General features: G+C 65.2%; 19 protein-coding genes. 6 read left to right on the plus strand and 13 right to left on the minus strand.

Features of this window, described 5'->3' with window-relative positions; translation table 11 throughout:
* Positions 1-6: 6 nt before the first annotated feature.
* Positions 7-1,497 (plus strand): MFS transporter, encoded by a 1,491-nt coding sequence (locus tag AC0L2J_RS03265; protein ID WP_007609135.1) that lies wholly within the window; start codon positions 7-9, stop codon positions 1,495-1,497.
* Between the two features lie 104 nt (positions 1,498-1,601).
* Here the strand turns inward: AC0L2J_RS03265 and AC0L2J_RS03270 are convergent, their stop codons facing one another.
* Positions 1,602-2,291, minus strand: coding sequence for an RlmE family RNA methyltransferase (locus tag AC0L2J_RS03270; RefSeq protein WP_007609132.1), 690 nt, complete (start codon positions 2,289-2,291; stop codon positions 1,602-1,604).
* Between the two features lies 1 nt (position 2,292).
* Entirely contained in the window at positions 2,293-3,360 is a 1,068-nt protein-coding gene (locus tag AC0L2J_RS03275; RefSeq protein WP_473387151.1) for a Ppx/GppA phosphatase family protein, read from the minus strand.
* Between the two features lie 211 nt (positions 3,361-3,571).
* On the opposite strand from AC0L2J_RS03275, the gene AC0L2J_RS03280 reads away from it, so the two are divergent.
* Positions 3,572-5,944, plus strand: coding sequence for a xanthine dehydrogenase family protein molybdopterin-binding subunit (locus AC0L2J_RS03280; RefSeq protein ID WP_473387155.1), 2,373 nt, complete (start codon positions 3,572-3,574; stop codon positions 5,942-5,944).
* 171 nt (positions 5,945-6,115) lie between these two features.
* Here the strand turns inward: AC0L2J_RS03280 and AC0L2J_RS03285 are convergent, their stop codons facing one another.
* Positions 6,116-6,916, minus strand: coding sequence for a hypothetical protein (locus AC0L2J_RS03285; protein WP_473387158.1), 801 nt, complete (start codon positions 6,914-6,916; stop codon positions 6,116-6,118).
* 141 nt (positions 6,917-7,057) lie between these two features.
* Here AC0L2J_RS03285 and AC0L2J_RS03290 point away from each other — a divergent pair, with 141 nt between their 5' ends.
* The 3 genes from AC0L2J_RS03290 to AC0L2J_RS03300 all read left to right on the plus strand — a co-directional run bounded on the left by AC0L2J_RS03290 (position 7,058) and on the right by AC0L2J_RS03300 (position 10,512).
* Positions 7,058-7,555: a YaiI/YqxD family protein gene (locus AC0L2J_RS03290; protein WP_007609125.1), complete on the plus strand. Its 498-nt coding sequence runs from the start codon at positions 7,058-7,060 to the stop codon at positions 7,553-7,555.
* 8 nt (positions 7,556-7,563) lie between these two features.
* Positions 7,564-9,369: an ABC-F family ATP-binding cassette domain-containing protein gene (locus AC0L2J_RS03295; RefSeq protein WP_473387160.1), complete on the plus strand. Its 1,806-nt coding sequence runs from the start codon at positions 7,564-7,566 to the stop codon at positions 9,367-9,369.
* Positions 9,370-9,432: 63 nt separating this feature from the next.
* The gene (locus AC0L2J_RS03300; protein WP_007609122.1) at positions 9,433-10,512 is read left to right on the plus strand and encodes an alanine racemase; all 1,080 of its coding nucleotides are present in this window, start codon (positions 9,433-9,435) and stop codon (positions 10,510-10,512) included.
* Between the two features lie 29 nt (positions 10,513-10,541).
* Here the strand turns inward: AC0L2J_RS03300 and AC0L2J_RS03305 are convergent, their stop codons facing one another.
* The 8 genes from AC0L2J_RS03305 to AC0L2J_RS03340 all read right to left on the minus strand — a co-directional run bounded on the left by AC0L2J_RS03305 (position 10,542) and on the right by AC0L2J_RS03340 (position 20,041).
* Positions 10,542-11,768, minus strand: coding sequence for a BaiN/RdsA family NAD(P)/FAD-dependent oxidoreductase (locus tag AC0L2J_RS03305; RefSeq protein ID WP_473387237.1), 1,227 nt, complete (start codon positions 11,766-11,768; stop codon positions 10,542-10,544).
* Positions 11,765-12,682, minus strand: coding sequence for an SDR family NAD(P)-dependent oxidoreductase (locus AC0L2J_RS03310; protein ID WP_473387162.1), 918 nt, complete (start codon positions 12,680-12,682; stop codon positions 11,765-11,767). Before AC0L2J_RS03310 ends, AC0L2J_RS03305 begins: the two co-directional genes overlap by 4 nt.
* Positions 12,683-12,970: 288 nt before the next feature.
* Entirely contained in the window at positions 12,971-13,450 is a 480-nt protein-coding gene (locus AC0L2J_RS03315) for a MaoC family dehydratase (protein ID WP_473387166.1), read from the minus strand.
* A complete protein-coding gene (locus AC0L2J_RS03320; protein ID WP_473387169.1) occupies positions 13,451-15,169 on the minus strand; it encodes an AMP-binding protein in 1,719 nt (572 codons plus the stop codon).
* Between the two features lie 132 nt (positions 15,170-15,301).
* Entirely contained in the window at positions 15,302-16,189 is an 888-nt protein-coding gene (mmsB, locus tag AC0L2J_RS03325; protein ID WP_473387171.1) for a 3-hydroxyisobutyrate dehydrogenase, read from the minus strand.
* 28 nt (positions 16,190-16,217) lie between these two features.
* A complete protein-coding gene (locus AC0L2J_RS03330) occupies positions 16,218-17,285 on the minus strand; it encodes an enoyl-CoA hydratase/isomerase family protein (RefSeq protein ID WP_473387173.1) in 1,068 nt (355 codons plus the stop codon).
* Entirely contained in the window at positions 17,282-18,427 is a 1,146-nt protein-coding gene (locus tag AC0L2J_RS03335) for an isobutyryl-CoA dehydrogenase (RefSeq protein ID WP_473387176.1), read from the minus strand. The genes AC0L2J_RS03330 and AC0L2J_RS03335 overlap by 4 nt, the downstream gene beginning before the upstream one ends.
* A 117-nt stretch (positions 18,428-18,544) precedes the next feature.
* Positions 18,545-20,041, minus strand: a complete 1,497-nt coding sequence (locus tag AC0L2J_RS03340; RefSeq protein WP_473387178.1) for a CoA-acylating methylmalonate-semialdehyde dehydrogenase — start codon at positions 20,039-20,041, stop codon at positions 18,545-18,547.
* A 101-nt stretch (positions 20,042-20,142) separates the two neighbouring features.
* Between AC0L2J_RS03340 and AC0L2J_RS03345 the strand changes: the two genes are divergently transcribed.
* Positions 20,143-21,051 (plus strand): LysR family transcriptional regulator, encoded by a 909-nt coding sequence (locus AC0L2J_RS03345; RefSeq protein WP_007609106.1) that lies wholly within the window; start codon positions 20,143-20,145, stop codon positions 21,049-21,051.
* 151 nt (positions 21,052-21,202) lie between these two features.
* Here AC0L2J_RS03345 and AC0L2J_RS03350 read toward each other — a convergent pair whose 3' ends face one another.
* Complete coding sequence (locus AC0L2J_RS03350; protein WP_473387181.1) at positions 21,203-21,823, minus strand: TetR/AcrR family transcriptional regulator; 621 nt, start codon at positions 21,821-21,823, stop codon at positions 21,203-21,205.
* A 59-nt stretch (positions 21,824-21,882) separates the two neighbouring features.
* Positions 21,883-22,422 carry a PaaI family thioesterase gene (locus AC0L2J_RS03355; RefSeq protein WP_473387182.1) on the minus strand — a complete coding sequence of 180 codons (540 nt, stop codon included), beginning with the start codon at positions 22,420-22,422 and terminating at the stop codon, positions 21,883-21,885.
* Positions 22,423-22,573 lie beyond the last annotated feature (151 nt).

Here is a 22,573-nt window from a genome sequence, read left to right on the forward strand (position 1 = left end):
TCCGTCATGGTCGACAAGCAACGCGTCATCCCGCTGATCGTGGCCACTGCTCTCTTCATGGAGAACATGGACTCGACGGTGATCGCCACGTCGCTGCCCGCGATTGCGGCCGACATCGGCACCAGCCCACTGACGCTCAAGCTCGCGATCACCTCCTATCTGCTGTCGCTTGCGGTGTTCATCCCGGCGAGCGGCTGGACCGCCGACCGGTTCGGCGCGCGCATGGTGTTTGCGATTGCCGTCGGCGTCTTCATGGTCGGCTCTGTCGGCTGCGCGCTCTCGACATCGGTCACCGATTTCGTCTTCGCGCGCATTCTGCAAGGCATGGGCGGGGCGATGATGACGCCGGTCGGGCGCCTCGTGCTGTTGCGGTCGGTCGACAAGAGTGCGCTGGTCAATGCCATGGCGTGGGTGACGGTCCCTGCCCTGATCGGCCCCGTGATCGGGCCGCCGCTCGGCGGCTTCATCACCACCTATGCGTCGTGGCACTGGATCTTCCTGATCAACATCCCGATCGGGCTGCTCGGCATCTTCATGGCCTTGCGCTTCATCGATCCCATCAAGAGCGAGGAACGAGAGCCGTTCGACCTCTACGGCATGGTGCTCGCCGGCCTCGGGCTCGCCGGCATTGCCTTCGGGCTGTCGGTTGCCGGACTCAATCTGCTGCCGTGGAGCACGGTTGCCGCCCTGGTCGTCGGCGGATCGATCTCGATGACGCTGTATGTCCTTCACGCGCGGCGAACGGGGTCGCCGGTGCTGGACTTCACGCTGCTGAGGCTGCCGACGCTACGCGCCGCCGTTCTCGGCGGCTTCATGTTCCGGCTCGGCATCGGCGCGCTGCCATTCCTGTTGCCGCTGCTGATGCAGATCGGCTTCGGCCTCTCGCCGTTCAAGTCCGGCCTCGTCACGTTTGGCTCCTCGCTCGGCGCCATGGGCATGAAGGCGCTGGCCGCACGCATCATCCGCGCCTTCGGCTTCCGCAACCTGATGACGGTGAACGCAATCATCAGTGCCGTCTTCCTCGCCGCCTGTGCGCTCTTCACCGTGACGACGCCGCTGCTGATCATCATGATCATCCTGGTGGTCGGCGGCTTCTTCCGTTCGCTCGAGTTCACCGCGATCAATACGGTCGCCTATGCCGAGGTCGAGCACGCGCAGATGAGCCGCGCCACCACACTCGTCAGCGTCAACCAGCAGCTCGCGGTCTCGGCCGGCGTCGCCGTCGGCGCCGCGTCCGTGGAGACGACGATGTGGCTCAGCCACGCCAGCGAGCTCAACGCCACCGTGTTCGCGCCGGCCTTCGTCGTGGTCGCCCTGACTTCGGCGGCGTCGAGCTGGTTCTTCTGGCAGATGCCCGCCGATGCCGGCCACGAAGTCTCCGGCCGCAAAGCGGTGGAGATCGCGAGCCGCAAAGGTGCCGGCAAGGGCGCGGCCAAGGCGGCCGTCAAGGCGGCGACCGAGGATACGCAGGACGTGAGGGATCAGCGGCTGGGGTAGCCCATCTCGTCATTGCGAGCGAAGCGAAGCAATCCAGAATCCCTCCGCGGAGACAGTCTGGATTGCTTCGTCGCAAGAGCTCCTCGCAATGACGGAGTTTGTTGCTATTCCGTCGCCCCGCCCCGAAATCCCGTCGCCAGCACATAGCGCTCCGAGGAATCCGCACGACTCGCGGCCGGCTTGACGTGACGCACCGTTGCGAAATCGCGCTTCAGTTGGGCGAGCAGCTCGGCGTCGGCGCCGCTCTGGAACGCCTTCGCCAGGAAAGTCCCGCCCGGCTTCAGCACATCGCAGGCGAACGCGGCGGCGGTCTCGATCAGGCCGACGATGCGGAGCTGGTCGGTCTTGCGGTGGCCGGTCGTGTTGGCAGCCATGTCGGACATCACGACGTCGGCACCGCCGCCGTCGAGCATGGCCTTGAGCTTGCCCGGCGCGTCATTGTCCATGAAGTCGAGCTGCGCGAACTCGACGCCGGCAATCTCGGGGATTTCCAGCAGGTCGATCGCGATGACCTTGCCCTTGCCGTCGACCGAGCCGACGCGCTTGGCGGCGATCTGGCTCCAGCCGCCCGGCGCCGCACCGAGATCGACCACCGCCATGCCGTGCTTCAGCAGCCGGTATTTGTCATCGATCTCGAGCAGCTTGAAGGCGGCGCGCGAGCGATAGCCCAGCGCCTTCGCCTTCACCACATAGGGGTCATTGAGCTGCCGCTCCAGCCAGAGCTTCGACGACAATTTGCGCTTGCCGTGGGTCTTGACCTGGACGTGCAAGCGGCCGGTGGTGTCCTTGGCCATCTCACCAGCTCCTGAGCGCGCCGTCTTCGCGCATCATCTCGACCAGCATGCCTTCGCGCAGGCCCCGGTCGGCGACGCGCAGGCGTGGCAGGGGAAAGGCACGGCGGATCGCGTCGAGGATGGCGCAGCCGGCCAGCACGAGATCGGCGCGCTCGATACTGATGCAGCTGTTCCCGGCGCGCTCCTCATAGCTCATGCCGAGCAGCTTGTTGATGGTCGCGGTGACGTCGGTATCGTTCATCCAGACGCTGTCGATGCGGCGGCGGTCGTAGCGCACGAGATTGAGATGGATGCCGGCGAGCGTCGTCACAGTGCCTGACGTGCCGAGCAAATGCATGTCGGCGAGATCGCCGCCATGCTGTTCGGCGAACGGCTTGATGTGGTGGGCGACCTCGCGCTCCATCGCGGCGTAGATCTCGGGCGTCACGTCGCGCCCGCCGAACTGTTCGGCAAGCGTGACCACGCCGAACGGAATCGACATCCAGGCTTTGATGCGCGGCTCCGGATTTGCGGCGTCGCGCTCGATCCGCACCAGCTCGGTCGAGCCGCCGCCGATGTCGAACAGGATCGCGCCGCGCCCCCTGGGATCGACCAGCGGCGAGCAGCCGAGCACGGCGAGCGCCGCCTCGGTCTCGCGGTCGATCACCTCGAGCTCGATCCCGGTCTCGGCAGCGACGCGGCTGCGAAAGCCCTCGGCGTTCGAGGCAGCGCGGCAGGCTTCGGTGGCGATCAGCCGCAATCGCTTGGCTTTGCGCAGGTTGATCTTGTCGCGGCAGATCCCGAGCGCCACGATGGCGCGCTCGATCGCGGCCTCGCTGATACACCCGGTTGCCGAGACGCCCTCGCCGAGCCGGATGATGCGCGAGAAGGAATCGACCACGCGAAAGCCGTCGTGGGTCGGACAGGCGATCAGGAGCCTGCAATTGTTGGTGCCGAGGTCGAGCGCCGCGTAGACGCCGGTTCCCGGCGCTTGCGCGCCGACGGCCGGTTCAGTGGCGAACGCCGCCGCCATCGACCCCAGCTCACCGTGCGGCGCAAGGCCGTCGCGGAGCCGCGTGTGGTCATTCATACAAACTGTCTTTCCGCGGCCGGTTAGGCCGAGCTGGAATTGCTTTTTCGCCTGAAACCTTAGCAGCGCGCCAATCCTGCGCAACAACGCATCACATGGGACCATGCCCATTCGTGCGTTGTCGTGAACGGGCCGGTGGGCTATTTTTGAGGGGTCCGGTCCCCCAGGCGCCCCCCAAACCGCGCAATTGCCGGCTTTTCAGGTCAATTCCATGCAAGAACACACCAAATCTTCCACGCTCGAAAACGCTATTGCACTGCAAAAATATGGCGTCGGGCAGCCGGTCCGCCGCAAGGAGGACGATACCCTGGTGCGCGGCAAGGGCCGCTACACCGACGATTTCAACCTGCCGGGCCAGGCCCATGCCGTGATCGTCCGCTCGACCCATGCCCACGGCGCCATTCGCGGCATCAACATCGACGCCGCCAGGGCGATGCCGGGCGTGCTGGGGGTGTGGACCGGCAAGGACCTCGATGCGGCCGGCTACGGCCCCTTCACCTGCGGCCTGCCGCTGAAGAGCCGTGACGGCTCTCCCCTGCTCCAGACCAACCGCCAGCCGCTCGCAACCGACAAGGTCCGCTTCGTCGGCGATCCCGTCGCCTTCGTGGTCGCGGAGACGCTGGCCCAGGCGCGCGACGCGGCCGAGGCGGTCGAGCTCGATATCGAGCCGTTGCCGGCGGTGACCGATCCCGAGCAAGCCGCAAAACCTGGCGCGCCGCAACTCTACGACCACATCCCCAACAATGTCGCACTCGACTACCACTATGGCGACATCGAGAAGGTCAACGCCGCCTTCGCCAGCGCCGCTCACGTGACCAAGGTCGACATCGAGAACACCCGCGTCGCCGTGGTCTCGATGGAGCCGCGCGTCGGCCTTGCGTCCTATGACAAGAAGACCGAGCGCTACACCATCCAGATGCCGACGCAGGGCGTCGCCGGCAACCGCGCCAATCTCGCCAAGAACCTGAAGGTGCCGAACGAGAAGGTACGCATCCTCACCGCCAATGTCGGCGGCTCCTTCGGCATGAAGAACGTCAACTATCCCGAGTACATGTGCATCCTGTATGCGGCCAAGGAATTGGGACGGCCGGTGAAATGGCTGGACGAGCGCTCGACCAGCTTCTTGTCCGACAGCCACGGCCGTGCGCAGAAGATTCACGCCGAGCTCGCGCTGGACGCCGAGGGGCACTTCCTCGCCGCCAAGCTCTCGGGCTACGGCAATCTCGGCGCCTACATCACCGGCGTTGCGCCCAGTCCGCTCTCGCTCAACACCAGCAAGAACTTTTCCAGCGTCTATCGCACACCGCTGATGGCCGTCGATATCAAGACGGTGCTGACCAACACCACGTTGATGGGCGCCTATCGCGGCGCCGGCCGGCCCGAGGCCAACTACTACATGGAACGGCTGATCGACCGCGCCGCCGATGAGATGGGCATCAATCGGCTGACGTTGCGCAAGCGCAACTTCATCAAGCAGAACCAGATGCCGTTCGCCGCGTCCTCCGGCGTCACCTATGACAGCGGCGACTTCCAGGCTGTCTTCAACAAGGCGCTCGAAATCTCCGACCACGAGAATTTTGCCAAGCGCAAGAAGGAGAGCAAGAAGTCCGGCAAGCTGCGCGGCATCGCCGTCGGCTCCTATCTGGAGGTGACCGCACCTCCCGGCGTCGAACTCGGCAAGATCGTGTTCGATCCCGACGGCTCGGTGCAGCTCATCACCGGAACGCTCGATTACGGTCAGGGCCACGCGTCCGCATTCGCGCAGGTACTCTGCCAGCAGCTCGGCGTCCCCTTCGACAGCGTCAAGCTGGTGCAGGGCGACAGCGATATCGTCCACACCGGCAATGGCACCGGTGGCTCGCGCTCGATCACCGCGACCGGCATGGCGATCGTGGGCGCCGCCAAGCTCGTGATTGAAAAGGGCAAGCGCGCCGCCGCGCACATGCTCGAGGCATCCGAAGCCGACATCGAATTCGAAGGCGGCAGCTTTACGATCGCCGGCACCGACCGCAGCATCGACATCATGGAGCTCGCCAAGCGCCTGCACGACGGCAAGACCCCGGATGGCGTGCCCGACAGCCTCGACGTCGATCACACCAGCGAACCGGTGCCGTCGTCCTTCCCGAACGGCTGCCATGTCGCCGAGGTCGAGATCGACCCCGAGACCGGCGTCGTGCAGATCGTGCGCTACAGCGCGGTCAACGATTTCGGCACGGTGATCAACCCGCTGCTGGTCGCGGGCCAGCTCCATGGCGGCGTTGTCCAGGGCATCGGCCAGGCTCTCATGGAGCACGTCCGTTACGACGAGAGCGGCCAGCCGATCACGGGCTCGCTGATGGACTACGCACTGCCGCGCGCCGAGGACGTTCCGAACATGACGGTCGGCGACCACCCGGTGCCGGCCACGACCAATCCACTCGGCAGCAAAGGCTGCGGCGAGGCCGGCTGCGCCGGCAGCCTGTCAACGGTCGTGAACGCGGTGATCGACGCGCTCTCCGACTACGGCATCAAGCACATCGACATGCCGCTGACGCCGGAGCGCGTGTGGCGGGCGATCCAGGATGCCAAGGGGAAAGCGGCGTAGCGCTGCCCATCTGCCTCCACAAGCTCACTGTCATCGCCCGGCTCGACCGGGCGATCCAGTACTCTGAGGCGGCAGTGATTTACGGAGAAGCCGCGGCGTACTGGATGCCCCGCCTTCGCGGGGCATGACACCGAGCTTGGAGCCGTGTACTTGCCTCTCTTCGCCCGCGCTCTACGCCACCGCCTGCTCGCGCGGCTGGTAGATCGCGATGTGCTGGCAGTGCGCCAGCGGCGTCGTGCCATTGGCGACCACGAGCGCGTCGAGCTCGACGAAGCGGTGGCCCTTCTTCTCGTAGTTCGCGGTGACTTTGGCCCGCGCGGTGATAACGTCACCGGCGCGTGCGGCCGACAGCAACTGCATGCGGCTGCCGACATGGATCCAGGGGCCGAGGATCGTGTTGTCCACCAGCACGCGGTTCATGACGCGCTGGATCAGGCCGGGGTGGCCTAGCCCCTCGCCCGCGAAGATCGGATCGGTCTCACGGATGTCGGCGAGATAGTCGGCCGCATCCTGCCCGGCCCAGCGGCGCGGCGTCGTGCCGAGCCATTTGCCGGTCTCGAATGTTGCCGCGCTGACCGGTTTGCGCTCGGCAATCGCGGGGACCTCGAGATAGTCGTTCAACGACACCGCAGCCGCAGTCGCCGGCAGCGACGCCGTGCCGGTGGCACAGAGCTCGGTGCGGCTGAACACCTCGATCGTGAGCAGTCCGTTGTGCTCGGTCGCATCGACGTCGGCGGTCTCGCCGTCATAGACCGGCTTGATGAAACGCGCCTCGATCAACCCGCGCGATAGGAAATCGCGGCCCCAGCGCGCCACCGGCACATGCATCATGTAGGCGAAGACGTCGACGCCGGGGACCAGCCCGCCGGAAAATCCGAAGCGGCGCGCCACATTGTCGTCATGCATCTTGTTTTCGGACTGCTTGGCCGTGTTGTAGGCCTCGACGCGATAGGTTTCGAGCCGGTTCGGCATGGCTTGGCTTTCCCCAAATTCTTGTTGTTTCGGGCCGATCGTAGGCCCTGAGGAACCGGGGTCAATCCCCTCGCCTTTGCGATCCGAATGGGGTACCACGCGGCTGCTGCGGAACCGCTTCGCAAGCCCCATCTACGGACCATGACGAACCCTCAAAACACCACCCGCATCTATGTCGACGCCGACGCCTGTCCGGTGAAGGACGAGATCTATCGCGTCGCTGGCAGGCACGGCCTGCCCGTGAGCGTAGTCGCGGGCAATTTCATCCGCGTGCCCCAGGATCCGCTGATCGAGCGGGTCGCCGCGGGTGCCGGCATGGACGCAGCCGATGACTGGATCGCGGAACGCGCCGGGCCCGGCGATATCGTCATTACCTCGGATATTCCACTCGCGAGCCGCTGTGTGAAGGCCGGCGCCGATGTGATTGCGTCCAACGGCAAGGCGTTCACCGAGGAATCGATCGGGATGACGCTCGCCGTCCGCAACCTGATGACCGATTTACGCTCGGCCGGCGAAGTCACCGGCGGTCCGAAATCCTATTCGCCGCGCGACCGCTCGACGTTTCTGTCGACGCTCGACCAGACCATCCGCCGCATCCAGCGCCGCCGCGCCGACCAGGCCGCAACAAGACAGGACTGAGACACCGCATGGCGCCACCGCTGATTCAACTGCGCGATATCAAGCTGACCTTCGGCGGCACGCCGCTCCTGGCAGGCGTCGAACTGTCGGTGTCGACCGGCGAGCGCGTCTGTCTGATCGGCCGCAACGGGTCCGGCAAATCGACGCTGCTCAAGATCGCCGCCGGCCTGGTCGAACCGGATGGCGGCAGCCGTTTCGTGCAGCCCGGCGCTACCATCCGCTACCTGCCGCAGGAGCCGGATTTTTCCGGTTTCTCCACCACGCTGGCCTATGTCGAGGCCGGCCTCAATGCCGGCGACGACCACTATCAGGCGCGCTATCTGGTCGAGCAGCTCGGTCTCAGCGGCGAAGAAGATCCGGCGCATGTCTCCGGCGGCGAAGCGCGTCGCGCCGCGCTGGCGCGCGTGCTGGCGCCCTCACCCGACATCCTGCTGCTGGACGAGCCGACCAACCATCTGGATCTTCCGACCATCGAATGGCTGGAGGGCGAATTGGAGAGCCGCCGCTGCGCGCTGGTGATTATCAGCCACGATCGGCGCTTCCTGGGCAATCTCTCGCGCAGCACCGCCTGGCTCGACCGCGGCCAGATCCGGCAGATCGACCGCGGCTTCAGTGCCTTCGAGGCCTGGCGTGACGAGGTGCTCGCGGAGGAAGAGCGCGACCAGCACAAGCTCGACCGCAAGATCGTCAACGAGGAGCACTGGTTGCGTTACGGCGTCTCGGGCCGCCGCAAGCGCAACGTCAAGCGGCTGGGAAACCTGCACGCGCTGCGCGACCAGCGCCGCACCCATCGCGGCGCGACGGGCAACGCCAATCTCGCGGCTGCCGAGGCCGACAAGTCAGGCAAGCTCGTCATCGAGGCCAAGAATATCAGCCGGTCCTATGGCGAGCGGAAGATCGTCGACGGCTTCTCGATCCGCGTCCAGCGCGGCGATCGCATCGGCATCGTCGGCCCGAACGGCGCCGGCAAGACCACGCTGATCGAGATGCTGACCGGCGCCAGCGCACCGGACAGCGGCAGCATACGGCTCGGTGCCAACATCGAGATGGCCACGCTCGACCAGCATCGGGAAAGTCTCGATCCGAAGACGACGCTGGCCGAGGCGCTCACCGGCGGCCGCGGCGACCATGTCATGGTCGGCGGCAAGCCGAAGCATGTCGTCAGCTACATGAAAGACTTCCTGTTCGCCCAGGAGCAGATGCGCACGCCGTTGGAGGTGCTGTCGGGCGGCGAGCGCGGCCGGCTTATGCTGGCACGCGCGCTGGCAAAACCCTCCAACCTCCTGGTGCTGGACGAGCCGACCAACGACCTCGACTTGGAGACCCTCGACGTCCTCGAGGAGATGCTCAGCGACTATGAAGGCACCGTGATCCTGATCAGCCACGATCGCGATTTTCTCGACCGCGTGGTAACGTCTGTGATCGTGCCCGAGGGCAACGGACGCTGGCTCGAATACGCCGGCGGTTATACCGACATGCTGGCCCAGCGCGGCGCCGACGTGAAGCGCGCGACAGCGAAGGCCGTCGAAGAGACGAGAGAGCAGCGATCAGTTGCGCCGTCCGGCGGCGCGAGACGACGGTTGACCTTCAACGAGCAACACGCGCTGGAGACGCTGCCCAAGACCATCGCCAAACTGCAGGCCGAAATCGCCAAGCAGCAGCGCTTCCTTGACGACCCCGATCTCTTCCGAAAGGATCGCAAGCGCTTCGACCAGGCCTCCGACGCTCTGACGAAGGCGCAAAAGGAACTGGCCGAGGCCGAGGACAAATGGCTGGAGCTCGAAGTGCGGCGCGAAGAGATTGAACAGGCCTAGCGTGCATTCGCAAAAGTGGGCACCGCTTTTGCAAACGGAATGCGCGCCAACTCAGAGACTTCCATGACAACGACCCTTGCCGCCAAGATCGCCCGCGAATACGGCACGCCCTGCGCCGTCATCGACATGGACAAGGTCGAGCGCAACATCGCGCGGATCCAGAAGGCTTGCGACGACGCCGGGATCGCCAACCGTCCTCACATCAAGACGCACAAGAACCCGACGATCGCGAAGATGCAGATCGCTGCCGGTGCCAAGGGCATCACCTGCCAGAAGCTCGGTGAAGCCGAGATCATGGCCAATGCCGGCATCGATGACATCCTGATCAGCTACAATCTGCTCGGCGAAGAGAAGATGGCGCGGTTAGGGGCGCTGCAGGCGAAGGCGAACATGACGGTCGCCGCTGACAATTCGACCGTCGTTGCCGGCCTGCCCAAGGCCGCCGCGGCCTCAGGCCGACCGCTGTCGGTCGTGGTCGAATGCGACACGGGACGCAAGCGCGCCGGCGTCGAGACGCCCGCCGAGGCGATTGCGCTGGCGCAGGAGATTGCCGCATCCAAGGGACTGCAATTCGCCGGCTTCATGATGTATCCGACCGAGACCGGCTGGGTGGACGCGCAAAAATTCTATGACGAAGCTCTGGCCGGCGTGCGCGCGCACGGGCTGGATGCAAAAATCGTCTCGACCGGCGGAACGCCGAACCTGAAGAATCTCGGCAAGCTCAAGGGCGGCACCGAGCACCGCTTCGGCACCTACATCTATAACGACCGCATGCAGGTCGCGGCGGGCGTCGCCACCTGGGATGACTGCGCGCTGCACATCTATTCGACGGTGGTCAGCCGCGCCGCGCCTGAGCGCGGCATCCTCGACGCGGGCTCGAAGACTCTGACGACGGACACCGGCGGCCTCGACGGCCACGGCCTCATCCTCGAGCACCCCGAAGCGAAGATCGCACGCTTCGCCGAAGAGCACGGCTTCCTCGACCTCTCCCGCAGCAACACCCGGCCCAATGTCGGCGACGTCGTGCGGGTCGTGCCCAATCATGTCTGCGTCGTCGTCAACATGATGGACGAAGTGGTGATGGTGCGCGGTGAGGAGATCATCGGCACGCTGCCGGTGGCGGCACGGGGAAAACTGAGGTAGGGCTCCGTGGGATGGGTGGAGCGTGCGCTCTACCCGTCCTTCAGGGCGAGCCGTCGCAACACGCCCCTGCCCGCCGCAGCCCCCGTCGCGAACGAGGCCTGAAGCAAATAGCCACCGGTCGGCGCCTCCCAGTCCAGCATCTCACCGGCCGCGAACACGCCCGGCAGCTTGCGGATCATGAAGTCCGAGTCGAGTTCATCGAGAGAAATCCCGCCGGCGCTGGAGATCGCGCGCGCGATCGGCGCTACGCCCGTGAGCTTGATCGGCACGGCGTTAATGAGCTCCGCCAAACCTTCGGCCGACACGGCCGACAACGACTGGCCAGCACCGATGGTGGCCTCCTGCAGCAGCCCGACCGCGACCGGCGACAGCTGCGCAGCCTTGCGCAAGAAGTTGGAGAAGGATTGCTTGCCTCGCGAGGCGGACAGGCGCTTGACGAGTTCGCCATGATCGATATCCGGCCGCAAGGCGACGTGAAGGACCGCTTCGCCGTTCGCCGCGATCGCCTCGCGCAGTTCGGCCGACAGCGCATAGATCGCCCCGCCCTCGATCCCGCCGCTTGTGATCATGGCCTCGCCGCGCGCCCGGTGTGGGCCGAAGGACAGCGCAATGCCCTTGAGTGGCTGGCCTTCGAAGCGCGTGCGGAAGATTTCGGACCATGCGACTGTGAAGCCGGAGTTCGCTGGCCGCAGCGTCGAGATCGCAACGCCTTTGTCGGCCAGGATCGTCGTCCAGCCGCCATCGGAGCCTAGTCGCGGCCAGCTGGCGCCGCCGAGTGCCAGCACTGTGGCGTCCGCGGCGACGGTAGCGCCGCTGCCGGGCGGGTCAAAGACCAGCCGTCCGTCCCGGTTCCAGCCCATCCAGCGCTGCCGAAAGGCAAAGCGCACGCCGGCGGCATCGAGGCGTCGCAACCAGGCGCGCAGCAATGGCGATGCCTTGAACGCTTTCGGAAACACACGCCCGCTGGAGCCGACAAAGGTCGGCTCGCCCAGCGCCTCGCTCCAGGCACGCAGCGAGTCAGGCGAAAACGCTTCGATCGCAGCCTGCAGTCTCGGCGCCGCCTCGCGGTAGCGCGCCATGAACTGCGGCAGCGGTTCGCTGTGGGTGAGATTAAGTCCGCCGCGGCCAGCCATCAGGAATTTCCGGCCAGCGGACGGCATCGAATCGCAGACGGTGACGCGAGCACCGCCGTGCGCGAGCACTTCGGCCGCCATCAGCCCGGCAGGGCCGGCGCCGATGACGGCGACGGCTGTCAGAGTTTAACCCCGGCGCGCGCAGCGGCCTGCGCCACGTATTTCTGCGTCTGCTCGAAAGCGCCCTGCAGCGCCTTCGCCTTCGACATGTCGCTGATCTCGGCGAAATGCGCCGCGACCGCATCCGGGGTCCACTCGGACTCCGGCAGGTTGATGCCTTCGCTCTCGACGATCTTGATCACCGCGAACGAGCCGGCGCCAGCGCCCATGATGGTGCGGGTCGGCGCATCCTCGCTCAGCATGTACTCGACCGCTGGCGTGATCGCGTTCGGCTTCATCAACTCCAGCGCCTGCGGCGGCAGCAGCTCTTCCGTCATGCGGGTTGCCGCCGTCGGCGAGATAATGTTGACGCGGATGTCGGACTTGCGGCCCTCTTCCGCCAGCACGTTCATCAGGCCGACCATGCCGGACTTGGCTGCTCCGTAGTTGGCCTGGCCGAAATTGCCGTAGAGGCCGGAGGACGACGTCGTCAGCACGATGCGGCCGTAGTTGCGATCGCGCATGCCGGCCCAGGCCGCCTTGCAGCAATAGAAGGTGCCGACGAGGTGCACGTCGAGCACCTTCTGGAAATCGGCCGCTTCCATCTTGCCGAACGACTTGTCGCGCAAAATGCCGGCATTGGCACACAAGAGATCGACGCTGCCCCATTCCTTGGTGGCGCGCTCGACCATCGCGGTGACCTGCTCGAAATTGGAGACGTCGGCGCCGTCGGCCATGGCGATGCCACCGGCCTTCCGGATCTCCTCGACCACGGCTTCCGCCGGCGAGAGCGAGCCGCCGCTGCCGTCGCGCGCGCCACCGAAATCGTTGACGACCACTTTGGCGCCACGGCTGGCCAATCCCAGCGCATGCGCGCGCCCCAGACCATTCCCCGCGCCGGTGACGATGGCGACGCGTCCGTCGAACCTGATTGCCATTGTGCTTCCTTGTGCTGTCTTCCCTTCTCCCCTTGTGGGAGAAGGTGGCATAGGCGGCCAACGGCCGCCGTTCCTAGTTAAAACGCCAACGCGTAGCGTTGGCTACGGCGCCGGAGGGGTCTGTCTCGGCAGATGAGCGTGTGGAGAGATACCCCTCACCCGGCTTCATCTCGCTCCGCTCGATTTCGCCACCCTCTCCCGCAAGGGGAGAGGGTGCACCGAGCGCGATTTGAACGGCTTTTGAGCAGCGTTGGGTTGCCGGGTCAAGTCCGGCAGCGACGGCCCACCTCAGGCGAAATAGATCAACCCCAGCCACTCCGCAACCAGCGCGGGCTTGTCCTCACCTTCGATCTCCACGGTGACGTTGGTGCGCGACTGCAATTCATTCGGCTTGCGCAGCTTGGCTTCCGCCAGCACGAAACGGCCGCGCACGCGTTTTCCCGAACGTACCGGCGAGATGAAACGCAGCTTGTCGAAGCCGTAATTGACGCCCATCGTGGTGCCCGCGATGACGGGCATCACCTCGTAGGACATGATCGACAGCAGCGACATCGTCAGGAAACCGTGCGCGATGGTGGTGCCGAACGCCGTCTCCTTCTTCGCACGCTCCGGGTCGACGTGAATGAACTGGTGATCCTCGATCACATCGGCATAGGTGTCGATGCGGGGCTGATCGACCAGGTGCCACGACGACACACCGATCTCGTTGCCGACCATGGCCTGATAGGCGTCCAAGGAAATCGGCGGCTTCTTCCAGACTTCGTTCACTTAGGTCTCGCTCCGTGTTTTCGGCAGTTCCGGAAAATCCTCTTCGCGGAATTCCCGACCGCGCAGGGGATCGTTGCGGTCGTCGTCGCGCTCGAGACGTCTGAGCTGAACGCGGCGGATCTTTCCCGATATCGTCTTCGGCAGCTCCGTCACGATTTCGAGGCGGCGGATGCGCTTGAACGGCGCCAGGCGCGCGTGCAGATGCCTGAAGATGGAGAGCGCGGTTTCCGGCGAGCGCTCCGCGCCGGATGCCAGCAGCACGAAGGCCTTGGGAATCGCCAGCCGGATCGGATCCGGGCTTGGTACCACGGCGGCTTCCGCGACGAGCTCGTGCTCGAGCAACACGCTCTCGAGTTCGAACGGGCTGATGCGATAGTCGGAGGATTTGAACACGTCGTCGGAGCGGCCGACGAAGGTGAGATAGCCATCATCGTCCTCGAACACGACGTCGCCGCTGCGATAAAGCTCGCCTTCGGCCCCGGACAGCCCACCGTTGTCGCCTTGATAGCCCTGCATCAGGCCGGCGGGGCGGTTTTCGCCGAGCACCAGAGCCACCTCGCCCTCCTTGGCCGGATGACCATCGGCGTCGCTGACTTGCACGCGATAGCCCGGCAGCGGCCGGCCCATCGAGCCGATCTTGATCTTTTGCCCCGGCGAGTTGCCGGCGAGCGCTGTCGTTTCCGTCTGCCCGTAACCATCGCGGATGGTGAGGCCCCAGGCGGCCTGCACCTGGTCGATCACTTCCGGATTGAGCGGCTCGCCCGCGCCGCAGACCTCGCGCAAGGCCACCTTGAATGACGACAGGTTCTCCTGGATGAACAGCCGCCACACCGTCGGCGGCGCGCACAGCGTGGTGACGCCGCAGCGGCCGATGGTGGCAAGCAGGCCCTTGGCGTCGAAGCGCGGCTGGTTGAGCACGAACACGGTCGCGCCCGCGTTCCACGGCGCGAAGAAGCAGCTCCAGGCGTGCTTGGCCCAGCCGGGCGAGGAGATGTTGAGATGGACGTCGCCGGGCTTCAACCCGATCCAGTACATGGTCGAGAGATGGCCGACGGGGTAACTGCGCTGGCTGTGCCGCACCAGCTTCGGCTTTGCGGTTGTGCCCGAGGTGAAATAGAGCAGCATGGGGTCATCGGCGTTGGTCGGGCCGTCGGCGGCAAAGCTCTCCGCCGCCTTTGCCGCCTCATCATAGGAAAGCCAGCCATCGGAAGCCTCGCCCACGACAATGCGGACGATATTGTCGGCGCCAAGGCTTGCGAACTTCGCAACCTGGTCCTGCGCTGCCACCACCGCCTTCGCCTTGCCGCGATCGAGCCGGTCGCGCAGCTCGTCGGCGGTGAGCAGCGTCGTTGCGGGAATCACGACGACGCCGAGCTTGATCGCGGCCAGCATCGTCTCCCACAGCGGAACGACATTGCCGAGCAGCAGCAGGAGATGATCGCCGCGCTTCAAGCTCTGCGCACGGAGGAAGTTGGCGACCTGGTTGGAGCGGCGCGACAACGCCCCGAACGAGAGCTTGGTCTGCCGGTCCTGCGCGGCATCGACGATCCAGAGCGCAGGACGATCCTTGCTGTCCGCATTCGCCGCCAGCTCGGCGTCGAACCAGTCGAGCGCCCAGTTGAAGGGAACCGGATCGGGCCAGCGGAAGCCCTTGACCGCTGTCTCGTAGTCCGTGCGGTTATGAAGTAGAAACGCGCGCGCTTCCTGAAATGTCGTCATGGTGAGAGCCCGTCGAATTGACCTTCGAGCGTAGCCCGGATGGAGCGAAGCGCAATCCGGGGCCAGCTAGGCAATTGGAAGCGGCTGTCCCGGATTTCTCTTCGCTCCATCCCGGCTACGAGCAAAGCATCGCTATTTCTCAGCGAGGCTGCGAACGTGCTTGATAATTCCGGAAAAATCCACCCCGCCGTGGCCGGCTGCGTCGAATGACTGATAGATTTCCTGCGCATGCTTGCCGAGCGGCGTCGCCGCGCCCGCGGCCTTGGCGGCGTCCTGCGCCAGCGTCAGATCCTTCACCATCAGCGCCGAGGCAAAGCCCGGCTTGTAGTCGTTGTTGGCGGGCGAGGTCGGCACTGGCCCGGGCACCGGGCAATAGGTCGTCAGCGACCAGCACTGGCCCGACGAGGTCGAGGCGACGTCGAACAGCGCCTGGTGCGAGAGCCCGAGCTTCTCGGCCAGCGCGAACGCCTCGCTCACGGCGATCATGGAAATGCCGAGGATCATGTTGTTGCAGATCTTTGCCGCTTGGCCCGCGCCGGCACCGCCGCAATGCACGATCTTCTTGCCCATGTTCTCCAGCACGGGCTTTGCCGCTGCGAACGCGTTGTCCTCGCCGCCGCACATGAAGGTGAGCGTCGCACCCTTGGCGCCGCCGGTGCCGCCGGAGACCGGCGCGTCGACCGAAAGCACCCCGTGCTTGGCCGCAAGCGCATGCGCCTGCCGCGCGCTCTCGACGTCGATGGTGGAGGAGTCGATGATCAGTGCGCCCTTGGTCACCACAGGAACGACCTCGCCCCACACGCCGAGCACATGCTTGCCGGCCGGCAGCATCGTGACGACCACATCGGCGCCTTTCACGGCGCCCGCCGCGCTCTCGGCGATGCCAGCACCGTCGGCCTTGGCCTGGTTGCGGGAGGCCTCGGCGAGGTCGAAAGCGACGACCTTGTGGCCGGCCTTGACCAGATTGGCGGCCATTGGACCGCCCATGTTGCCGAGACCGATGAATGCGATCGTGGCCATCTTGGTTTCCTCCGCTTCAAAGACGTTGTTAATTGAACTTCAGTTCGTCGGCGCCGATCTCGGCGAGATACTGCGCGAGCATGTCCGGCGTGACGTCCTCGATCCGCGACGGCGACCAGGTCGGATTGCGGTCCTTGTCGATCACGGCGGCACGCACGCCTTCGCGAAAGTCGTCGCTGCGGAAGACTTCCAGCGCAGCGCGATATTCGCGCACCAGGCATTCTTCCAAGCTGGACGCGGTGCGCGCGAGCCGCAGCAACTTGAGCGTCACCACCATGCCGCGCGGCGATTTTTCGTTGAGCGTCTTCAATGTCGTGAGCGCGAACTCGGAACCGTCACGCTTGAGCGCGGCAAAGATGTCTTCCATGCGGTCGAAGCCGAACAGTGCGTCGATCGCCGGCTCCCTTGCGGCGACCGTCCCCACGGTCTCCCCCGTCGCAAAACCGTTGATGAGCTTGCTGACATCGGCCGCGGTGATGCCCAGGCGAACCTTGGTCAGCGCGTCGCGCAAGTCCGGCCATTTGGCCGCCGGCACCACCGCGTCGGCAAACTTCGCATGGATCGCATCGGGGCCGTTCATGGTCTGGCCAGTCAGGCCGAAATAAGTGCCGATCTCGCCCGGCGAGCGTGACAACAGCCAGGTGCCGCCGACGTCGGGAAAGAAGCCGAGCCCGACCTCGGGCATCGCGAGCCTGGTGCGGTCGGTCACGATTCGATGGCTCGCATGCGCCGAGAGTCCGACGCCGCCCCCCATCACGATGCCGTCCATGAAGGCGACATAGGGTTTTGGGAATTTCTTGATCCGGGCATTGAGGATGTACTCTTCCCGCCACAGGATCTTGCCGAGGTCACCGTCGACCTTCGAGCTCTCCCAGAGCGCACGAATGTCGCCGCCGGCACACAGGCCGCGCTCGCCGGCACCTTCCAGCACGATCACGGCAATGGCGGGGTCGGCTTCGAAGCGGTCGAGCGCCTTGTCGATGTCGCGAAACATCTCCAGCGTCACCGCATTGATTGCCTTCGGACGGTTGAGCCTGACAATGCCGGCCGCGCCCTCGACCCGCGCGACCAGGTCGCCCTCCTGCGCTCCACTCATCGCGCGCCCTCGATCAATTTGCGCGCCACGATCAGCCGCATGATTTCATTGGTGCCTTCGAGGATCTGGTGCACGCGCAAATCGCGCACGATCTTCTCGATGCCGTATTCGCTGAGATAGCCGTAGCCGCCATGAAGCTGGAGCGCCTGGTTGGCAACCTCGAAGCCGGCATCGGTGCCAAAACGCTTGGCCATCGCACAGAGCATGGTGGCATCCGGATCCTTGCGATCCAGCGCGGCGGCGGCGCGCCATAGGAAGGTGCGGGCGGCCTCCAGCTCGATCGCCATGTCGGCGAGCTTGAATTGCAGCGCCTGGAATTCGTCGAGGCGCTTTCCGAAGGCCTTGCGCTCCTTCATGTAGGCGCGCGCCTTGTCGAGCGCGGTCTGCGCACCGCCGAGCGAGCAGGCCGTTATGTTGAGGCGCCCGCCGTCGAGGCCCGCCATCGCGATCTTGAAGCCGACGCCCTCCTCGCTCAGCCGGTTGGCGACCGGCACGCGCGCGTTCTCGAAGATCACGGCGCGGGTCGGCTGCGCGTTCCAGCCCATCTTGCGCTCGTTGGCGCCGAACGAGACGCCCGGCGTCTTGCCGTCGATCACAAGCGTCGAGATTCCGCCCGGGCCATCGCCGCCGGTGCGGACCATCGCCACCAAGAGATCAGTGCCGCCGGCACCGGAGATGAACTGCTTCTGACCGTTGAGGACGTAATGATCGCCCTCGCGCACGGCACGGGTGCGGAGCGCTGCCGCGTCTGAACCGGCGCCGGGCTCAGTCAGGCAGTAGCTCGCAATCAGCTCCATGGTGCAGAGCTTGGGCAACCATGTGTGGCGCTGGGTGTCGCTGCCGTAGGCATCGATCATCCAGGACGCCATGTTGTGGATGGAGATGAAGGCCGAGGTGGTCGGACAGCCTGTCGCCAGCGCCTCGAAGATCAGCGCCGCGTCGAACCGCGTCATGGCGGAGCCGCCGACATCCTCGCGGATGTAGATGCCGCCCATCCCGAGCGTGGCGGCCTCGCGCATGACCTCGACGGGAAAATGTTTCTCCTCGTCCCAGCGCAGCGCGTGCGGCGCGATCCTTTCCGCCGCAAACGCCAACGCCATGTCGCGAACCGCGATCTGATCCTCGTTCAGAGCGAACTGCATGATGGGCTGCTCATTTTTACTCGTCATTGCGAGCGAAGCGAAGCAATCCAGACCGCCTCCGCGGAAAGATGCTGGATTGCTTCGTCGCTGCGCTCCTCGCAATGACGGCCGAGGGGATCACTTCATCAGCGGGATCGAGAACTCTGCGCCTTCCTTGACGCCGGACGGCCAGCGCGAGGTCACCGTCTTGGTCTTGGTGTAGAAGCGGACCGAATCCGGGCCGTGCTGGTTGAGATCGCCGAAGCCCGACTTCTTCCAACCACCGAAGGTGTAATAGGCGATCGGCACCGGGATCGGCACGTTGATGCCGACCATGCCGACGTTGACTTTGGCCGCGAAGTCGCGCGCGGCATCGCCGTCGCGGGTGAAGATCGCAACGCCGTTGCCGTAATCATGCTCCGACGGCAACGCCAGCGCTTCCTTGTAATCGTGCGCACGCACGACCGAGAGCACGGGACCAAAGATCTCTTCCTTGTAGATCCGCATGTCCTTGGCGACGTTGTCGAACAGCGAACCGCCGAGATAGAAGCCGTTCTCGTAGCCCTGCATCTTGAAGCCGCGGCCGTCGACGGCGAGCGTCGCGCCTTCCTTGATGCCGATGTCGATATAGCCCTTGACCTTCTCGACCGCCTCGCGCGTCACCAGCGGACCGTAATCGGCGGACGGATCGATCGAGGTGCCGATCTTGAGCGACTCGACGCGCGGGACCAGCTTTTCCATCAAGCGGTCGGCAGTGGACTTGCCGACGGGGACCGCGACGGACACGGCCATGCAGCGTTCGCCGGCCGAGCCGTAGCCGGCGCCGATCAGTGCGTCGACCGCCTGGTCCATGTCGGCATCGGGCATGATGATGGCGTGGTTCTTGGCCCCGCCAAAACACTGGCAGCGCTTGCCAGTCTGGGCTGCGCGCTCGTAGATGTATTGCGCGATCGGGGTGGAGCCGACGAAACCGACGGCCTTGATATCGGGATCGTCGAGGATGGCGTCGACCGCTTCCTTGTCGCCGTTGACGACATTGAGGATGCCGGCCGGCAGGCCCGCCTCGATCATCAGCTCGGCGAGCATCAAAGGCACGCCGGGATCGCGCTCCGACGGCTTCAGGATGAAGGCGTTGCCGCAGGCAATCGCGGGAGCGAACTTCCACATCGGGATCATCGCCGGGAAATTGAACGGCGTGATGCCGGCGACGACGCCGAGCGCCTGGCGCATGGAGTAGATGTCGATGCCGGGGCCGGCGCCTTCGGTGTATTCGCCCTTCATCAGGTGCGGGATGCCGCAGGCGAATTCCGCGACTTCGAGGCCACGCTGGATGTCACCCTTGGCGTCAGGAACGGTCTTGCCATGCTCGCGGGCGAGCAGCTCGGCGAGCTTGTCGTAGTCGCGCTGCACCAGCTCGACGAACTTCATCATGACGCGGGCGCGGCGCTGCGGGTTGGTCGCAGCCCATTCCGGCTGGGCGGCGCGGGCGTTTTCCACGGCGGCGCGAACCTCGGCCTTGGACGCCAGCGCCACCTTGGCCTGGACGTCACCGGTCATCGGCTCGAAAACGTCGGCGGTGCGGCCCGAGGTGCCCTTGACCTCTTTGCCACCAATGAAATGTCCGACTGAACGCATGGAATGGTCTCCTTGAGGCGAGCTTGAACGCTTTGACAAATCCTATCGACCTGCATTTTATAGGATTCAAGTCTGAGATAATGCACCATAGATGTGCGAAAATGCTGGATCAAGGCGCTATCGACTGGGACGACTTCCGCTTCGTGCTGGCCATCGTGCGGGGCGGCTCGGTTTCGGCTGCGGCAAAACAGCTCGGCGTCGACCATGCCACCGTCATCCGCCGCGTCGACCGGCTGGAGAAGCACCTCTCGGCCAAGCTGTTTGACCGGCGCAAGACCGGCTACCTGCTGACAGAGGCTGGCCAGCGCGTCGCCGACAGCGCCGAAGCCATGGAATCGACCATCGTCGCCAACCAGGAGCAGGTCGGTGGCTCCGTGGCGCGGCTGACCGGCACGGTGCGGATCGGCGCCCCCGACGGCTTTGGGACCGCGTTCCTGGCGCCGCGACTGGCGCCGTTCGCGGACCGGTATCCCGATCTCGACCTGCAACTTGTGGCCACCGCGCGGCTGTTCAGCCTCTCCAAGCGCGAGGCCGATATCGCCATCAGCCTGACCATGCCGAAGGAAGGCCGCATCGTCGGCCGCAAGCTGCTCGACTACCGGCTCGGACTCTATGCCGCGCCCGCCTATCTCGACCGCTTCCCGAAAATCACCTCGCGCGAGGTGCTGCCGCACCATCGATTCGTCGGCTATATCGAGGAGCTCTTGTTCACGCCCGAGCTCGACTATTTGCCGCAGGTGTCGCCGAAGATCTCCGCACGGTTGCGCAGCGCCAATCTGATCGCGCAACTCAACGCCACGCTCGCCGGCTTCGGTATTGCCGTCCTGCCGCATTTCATGGCGGCCGACTATCCGCAGCTGATTGCGGTGCTGGCGGAAGAGGTCTCGATCACCCGCACCTTCTGGATGCTGATGCACGCCGACAGCAAGGACCTCGCGCGGATCCGTGCGGTGGCGGATTACATCGGCGAGATCGTTGAGCGCGAGCGGGCGTTGTTTGCGGGAAGGTAGAATTTGCAGGGGAGCACGACTGCCTCACCTCATGGTGAGGAGGCGCGGAGCGCCGTCTCGAACCATGCAGGCCACATCTCACCCGCGGCCATCCTTCGAGACGACCGCTGTGCGGTCTCCTCACGATAACGTCCGGAGCCTCTGGCTTTCGCTAACTCTGCTTCGCCTTCTTCGCAACCGCAACCTTCGGCTCGCGGCGCGCGCCGTCCAGCGCGCTGTCCTTGCCCGTCTTCAGCACCTCGTCCGATAGCTCGCTCGAGCCGGCGATGCGCGCGAGCAACATGGTGCCAGCCATGGTCGCCAGGGTCGCGATCGCCTGCTTGCGCGCAGCCTTGCGCGGCAGATTCGGGATGAAGTCCGTGATCATCTCGATCATCTCGTCGAGCTTGCCGGCAAAGGCCTTTCGCGTCTTCGGGCTCTCGCGGGCGATCTCGGCGCCGAGCGCGGGGATCGAGCAACCGTGACCGGGGTTGTCGCGATGCACCGTCGAGAGATAGGTCTCGACGATCTGGGGAAGCTGCTTCTCCGGCGCGACCTGATCGGACTGCTTGCGCCAGTGCTCCATCGAGCGATTCATCGCGTAGTCGAATGCCTCGATCACAAGCGCCTCGCGGGAATCGAAATGGGCGTAGAAGCCGCCATGGGTCAGGCCCGCTTCCTTCATGAGGTCGGCGACGCCTATGCCGTGGGCGCCCTTTTCGCGCAGCCGCACGGAGGCCTTCTTCACGATGCGGTCGTGGGTTTCCTGCTTGTGTTCCCGGGAATAGCGCATGCGGATCTCATTGGATGTCGGAGGTCATCTAATAACACGGATATCGGCCGGACGGCGCATTAATTCCCGGTAAAATTGTTGCCGATCATGGAAAAGGTCGCCGTTGCGTGCACCGCAAGTGCCCCCTTACCGTCCCGCACGAAGCCCTCAGTGTAGCTGGTCTGGCGTCCCAGCTTGATCACCTTGCCTTCGGCTGCGATCAGCCCGGACCGGACCGAGAGCGGACGCAGGAAGGTCATTTTCAGATCGAGGGTGACGGAGCCCTGCCCGGACTCCAGCCTGGTCGAGATCGCACACCCCATGGCGGTGTCGATCAGCGCGGCGGCAGTGGCTCCGTGCAGGAGGCCGATGGTGTTCTCGAGATCCTCGCGCGGATCGAGTTCCATGACGATTCGGCCCGGCTCGACCACGGCCATGACGAAGCCGATCAGCTTGGCAAAGGGTGGCGGCGGCAACCGTCCGTCGCGGATGCCTAGCATCGCGTCCATGCCCGACAGGCCCATCGCCACTTTCGCAACCGGCTCAGGCACCTGCCACTCCACCACCCGCTCGCGCCTCTGCATGGGCGAAAACAGGTCGAGTTGATCGATGTTGGTCATCACGGCCTCTTTGTATGATTTCCATCATACTATGTTGCGGATTTCGTGCTGGCAACTCCCTCCCCGCCCGCTTGACAAGCAATGTATTTCGGCCCGGAAGTGTGATCCCGACCGGCGTATTCGCACGTCCACGAAACTCAGAGATCCTCTC

The organism is Bradyrhizobium sp. MV1.5 (genome assembly GCF_055807615.1).